At 44.8% G+C, this 3,620-nt stretch carries 9 protein-coding genes; 7 read left to right on the forward strand and 2 right to left on the reverse strand.

Translation table 11 applies throughout. The annotated features are described in order from the left end of the window. The 7 genes from P8P30_00180 to P8P30_00210 form a co-directional block, all read left to right on the forward strand. Positions 1–597, forward strand: a 597-nt coding sequence (locus P8P30_00180; GenBank protein MDG1285962.1) for a hypothetical protein, incomplete at its 5' end; no start/stop codon positions are given. 3 nt (positions 598–600) lie between these two features. Continuing rightward, positions 601–1,098 carry a hypothetical protein gene (locus tag P8P30_00185; protein ID MDG1285963.1) on the forward strand — a complete coding sequence of 166 codons (498 nt, stop codon included), beginning with the start codon at positions 601–603 and terminating at the stop codon, positions 1,096–1,098. A gap of 1 nt (position 1,099) precedes the next feature. Further along, a complete protein-coding gene (locus P8P30_00190; protein MDG1285964.1) occupies positions 1,100–1,435 on the forward strand; it encodes a hypothetical protein in 336 nt (111 codons plus the stop codon). 2 nt (positions 1,436–1,437) lie between these two features. After that, entirely contained in the window at positions 1,438–2,058 is a 621-nt protein-coding gene (locus P8P30_00195) for a lysozyme (protein MDG1285965.1), read from the forward strand. An 8-nt stretch (positions 2,059–2,066) separates the two neighbouring features. Then, entirely contained in the window at positions 2,067–2,210 is a 144-nt protein-coding gene (locus P8P30_00200; GenBank protein ID MDG1285966.1) for a hypothetical protein, read from the forward strand. A gap of 1 nt (position 2,211) precedes the next feature. Beyond that, on the forward strand, positions 2,212–2,460 hold the full coding sequence (locus P8P30_00205) for a hypothetical protein (GenBank protein ID MDG1285967.1): 249 nt from the start codon (positions 2,212–2,214) through the stop codon (positions 2,458–2,460). Further along, entirely contained in the window at positions 2,457–2,636 is a 180-nt protein-coding gene (locus P8P30_00210; protein ID MDG1285968.1) for a hypothetical protein, read from the forward strand. Before P8P30_00205 ends, P8P30_00210 begins: the two co-directional genes overlap by 4 nt. Here P8P30_00210 and P8P30_00215 read toward each other — a convergent pair. Continuing rightward, entirely contained in the window at positions 2,633–2,980 is a 348-nt protein-coding gene (locus P8P30_00215; GenBank protein ID MDG1285969.1) for a hypothetical protein, read from the reverse strand. The genes P8P30_00210 and P8P30_00215 overlap by 4 nt on opposite strands. A gap of 47 nt (positions 2,981–3,027) precedes the next feature. After that, entirely contained in the window at positions 3,028–3,531 is a 504-nt protein-coding gene (locus tag P8P30_00220; GenBank protein MDG1285970.1) for a hypothetical protein, read from the reverse strand. Between the last annotated feature and the right edge of the window lie 89 nt (positions 3,532–3,620).

The raw sequence follows: 3,620 nt of genomic DNA on the forward strand, positions 1-3,620 counted from the left end.
AATAACATGACTCAGGCAGCAAAAGATTACACGATCAATGTCCCAGCAAATAGCGAACAAGTTTTGCCCGCTTATGGCGAATATGTGCGTTGCATTGATAGCAATCAAACAGAGTTCAAAATTGGTTTAGAGTCAGAAGCGGCTACGTTTTTCGCGCAAGGTTGCGAGCTACGCATCACCAAAGGCCAGCCGAATTTCAAGAATGTCACGATTGCGAACCCAAACGGCACCGCATTAGAGGCGCGTATTGTGATTGGTTATGGTCAATTTAAAGATGATCGGTTGCAAAGCAGCGGTAATGTTGATTCACAGCTCGTGACACCTACGGTGGCTGATGATGATCCAAACAAAGTAGTTCCAACAGGCGTGCAAACGTCAATTTTTGAAATTGATACAGATCGAGCGATGGCATTTATTAGCAATATGGAGCCAGTCGGCGGTCAAACAGTTTTTGTCGGCGTAGCGCCTTCAGGCGGGCGAGGCATCCCGCTAGCACCCATGACAACCGTTGCTATTGCGACAACTGAAAAAATGCGTTGCTGGCATGATAAAGGCTCAGATGTAGAAATTGGCATGTTCTTCACGAAATGGGCGTAAATTATGATTCAGGCTCAAGGTATCGTCAATAATTCAGCGCAAGGCTCAGTTTTACTAAGCAAGCAGGAAGTAACCGTGACCGTTGTAAGCGGGGACGTTACGACGGCAATCACTCCGGTTGATGTGGATCAAGCTATTTTGGTTTATCGCTCATGCTACGGCGCGACAAAAACGCTTTACGTGAACCATATTCAGCTCGCTACCATTGTTGATGGAAAATATACTGAAGTGATTTGCACCGATGAAGGCGCTCCAACTTACAACCCGAAATCTATGTTTGATGTAATTGAGTTGAGCGGCCTTAAGTCGATCAATTATTATGACATCACAAGCGGTAGCAACGCTATCACCGCAGTCAATGAGGATAAATCTTTGATTTTATATCAAGGCGGCGGCGAGGCTGGAGTGGGTGGCAGCGTGGGTGACTTAGAATTCACATCATCAACCAACATTGAAGCCGATTCGATGACAGGGCGCGTATGCGTAGTGGAGTTTTATTAAAATGAAAACCTATGCACAGATTGACAATGACGGCTTGATCTATTCAACCGTTCGCAGCAAAAACCCCGTTTCGCTTATTGCAGATGTGGAGATTGTCGAGATTGAAGGCCGCGCGCGTGTCGTTGGTAAGAAATATGATCGAACCAAAAAAGAGATCTTTGAAACGGACAAAGACGGCCAGCGCAGCAAAGTGACCGTTGCGGGCAAGCTTGCCTATAAAAAAGCGATGACAAAAGCGCGCATCACAGAAATTAGAGCCGCAGCAAAAGCGGAATTGATTCGCAAAACAGAAGAATATCGCGCGTTGCAATTGGCAGCGGATAAGGGGCTGGAATGATAATGGAAAGCATTATAGGAATTTTGGGTATCAGCGCATTAACCTTTGGATTAAACAAGCTAGGCTATATTGATCTGCCAAACATAAGCCCGCGCTTTTCCGCGCCGCGTGAAACTTATAGCGATTCAATCACGATTGATGATTTTGGTTTAGGTGCGGAGCCTGGACAAAATATCCGGTTAGAAGTTTCTCAGTTAAGTTTGACCGCTCAAGGGCTGGAATTCATCAAAAGCAAAGAGGGTTTCTCTTCGGGGCCTTATCAGGATTCAGCAGGCGTGTGGACTATCGGTTACGGCACTACGGGCGATGTTTACGCATACAGCGCACCCGTCACAGTAGAGCAGGCGACGAATCTAATGTCGCAAGACTTAGAACAGTTTCACAGGGAGTTAGTCGCGCTAGTTAATGTACCGCTAAAGCAAAATGAATATGACGCTCTAATGAGTTTTATTTATAATCTAGGCGCGCACAATCTTGCCGGATCTACCTTATTGCGAAAATTAAACGCGGGCGATTATGAGGCCGCAGCCGGTCAGCTCACGCGCTGGGTATATGCAGGCGGCACCAGAATTGCCGGACTCGTAAAAAGACGAAAAGAAGAACAAGCAACATTTTTAGCATAGGGGGCATTATGCCGTATTTAATCGTTTTAGGGGTAGGGGCCATAGGTGGCCTATATGCTGGCAAAGGGCTTGATAGTGTTTCAGGTATCGTGAAATGGGGCGTCATCGGCGCAGGTGGCTATCTGGCCGCAAAGCATTTTAAGGTGATTTAAGATGGAAACAATGCGTTGGCTTAGTGAAGTTGGAAAATCGTTGGCAGTGCCTTTCCTGTGTTGGATGACTTACACCGTAAGCAGCCTTGATACTCAGGTTGCAGTGCTTGCAAGTCAGATTGATTATCAAACCAAAGTGCTAGAGGCAAGCAGCTCATGGATGGCTGAAGTAGAGACAACATTCAAAGACCATGAAGGTAGAATTTTACATTGTGAATACGTCATTAACAACAAAAGGGGAAAGCTATGAAAGGCTGGAAAACTGTACTATTCAACTCACTATTCGCCATTTTAGGCATTGTTGAGGAAAGCGCGCATGTATTAACGTCGGACGCAGATAATGCGGGTTATATCGTCACAGGCGTTGCTGTTGCGAATATGATATTGCGCGGCGTCACTGATACGAAAATGTTTAGCAATCGCTAAAAGCATTCTTTATCAATAGAGAGGCGCTCAAGTGTTTCGTAGCGAACTTCTAAAATCTTTTGGGCATTATCAGTTTTTGAATTATCGGGCTGATAACCTTGCGACATGCCATAGACCTGTAAGGCAGTGCCGAGAACATATTTTAAGGTATCGCCTTCTGATTCCGGTTGAGCTGCTTTTACGCCTTCTAGTTTGGATGATACGCGGCGCATTTCTGCTGAGATTTGTTGACAGTTGTAATCCGCATATTCTTGTTCAGATATGCTTTTTACCTCTGCTGTATCAACATTATTTGAACATGCAGAGAGTAAAATGGCAATAAGCAGATGGAAGCATTTTTTCATTGTGATAACCTATCAATTATTTGTTTTTTAGCAATTATAAGTTGCAGCTAAGTAAGCTTACGCCGAAAGACTGCACCGAGAGCTTTTGCCTCCATTCCAAAATGCTCTGCAATTTCACGATTACTTCGTCCTTCATTTCGCATTTTCTGACTCTTTCTAGCACGAGCATCATAATACAGCTTGTGGATAGCACTTTGTGCTGTTCCTGTATAAGGTCGAGGCTCTAAGGCACGGCAAAAATCATAGTAATGCATACCGTCCGCATAAACCTTCTTTAGGTTGCATAGAAGACGTACTTTCCACTCTCTTTGACGGTTTGCGTATTCTATCTCAGACCTCCGCCTTTGCACGTCTCGCTCAGCTTGCTCTCTAGTGCGCGTCTCTAAAGTATCAGTTACAGCCTGTAGAAATGGTGCGGCCATAGCCGCGAGATTTTCTGCAACGTGCCATGGTAAATTTAAAGTAACTTCACAGCCACCATAGCTCGCCCTAGCATGCTTCACCGAAACAAATTGCTGGAAGTGTTCCTCCAGTTGAATTAGATTACCCATAATACCTCGTGTATTAAAGTCAGAGGTGGCACTCAAATTCCCCTCTGGCTTTTATTTTGTGTCATATATGCAACTTATTGGTTAATATT

It is taken from the genome of Rickettsiales bacterium, from assembly GCA_029252805.1.
Lineage (GTDB): Bacteria > Pseudomonadota > Alphaproteobacteria > Rickettsiales > JALZUV01 > JALZUV01.

What these genes read in the sequence shown, in the direction of transcription:
- P8P30_00185 (MDG1285963.1), top strand. Translation starts at nt 601, where the DNA reads ATGATTCAGGCTCAAGGTATCGTCAATAATTCAGCGCAAGGCTCAGTT.
- P8P30_00190 (MDG1285964.1), top strand. Translation starts at nt 1,100, where the DNA reads ATGAAAACCTATGCACAGATTGACAATGACGGCTTGATCTATTCAACC.
- P8P30_00195 (MDG1285965.1), top strand. Translation starts at nt 1,438, where the DNA reads ATGGAAAGCATTATAGGAATTTTGGGTATCAGCGCATTAACCTTTGGA.
- P8P30_00200 (MDG1285966.1), top strand. Translation starts at nt 2,067, where the DNA reads ATGCCGTATTTAATCGTTTTAGGGGTAGGGGCCATAGGTGGCCTATAT.
- P8P30_00205 (MDG1285967.1), top strand. Translation starts at nt 2,212, where the DNA reads ATGGAAACAATGCGTTGGCTTAGTGAAGTTGGAAAATCGTTGGCAGTG.
- P8P30_00210 (MDG1285968.1), top strand. Translation starts at nt 2,457, where the DNA reads ATGAAAGGCTGGAAAACTGTACTATTCAACTCACTATTCGCCATTTTA.
- P8P30_00215 (MDG1285969.1), bottom strand. Translation starts at nt 2,980, where the DNA reads ATGAAAAAATGCTTCCATCTGCTTATTGCCATTTTACTCTCTGCATGT.
- P8P30_00220 (MDG1285970.1), bottom strand. Translation starts at nt 3,531, where the DNA reads ATGGGTAATCTAATTCAACTGGAGGAACACTTCCAGCAATTTGTTTCG.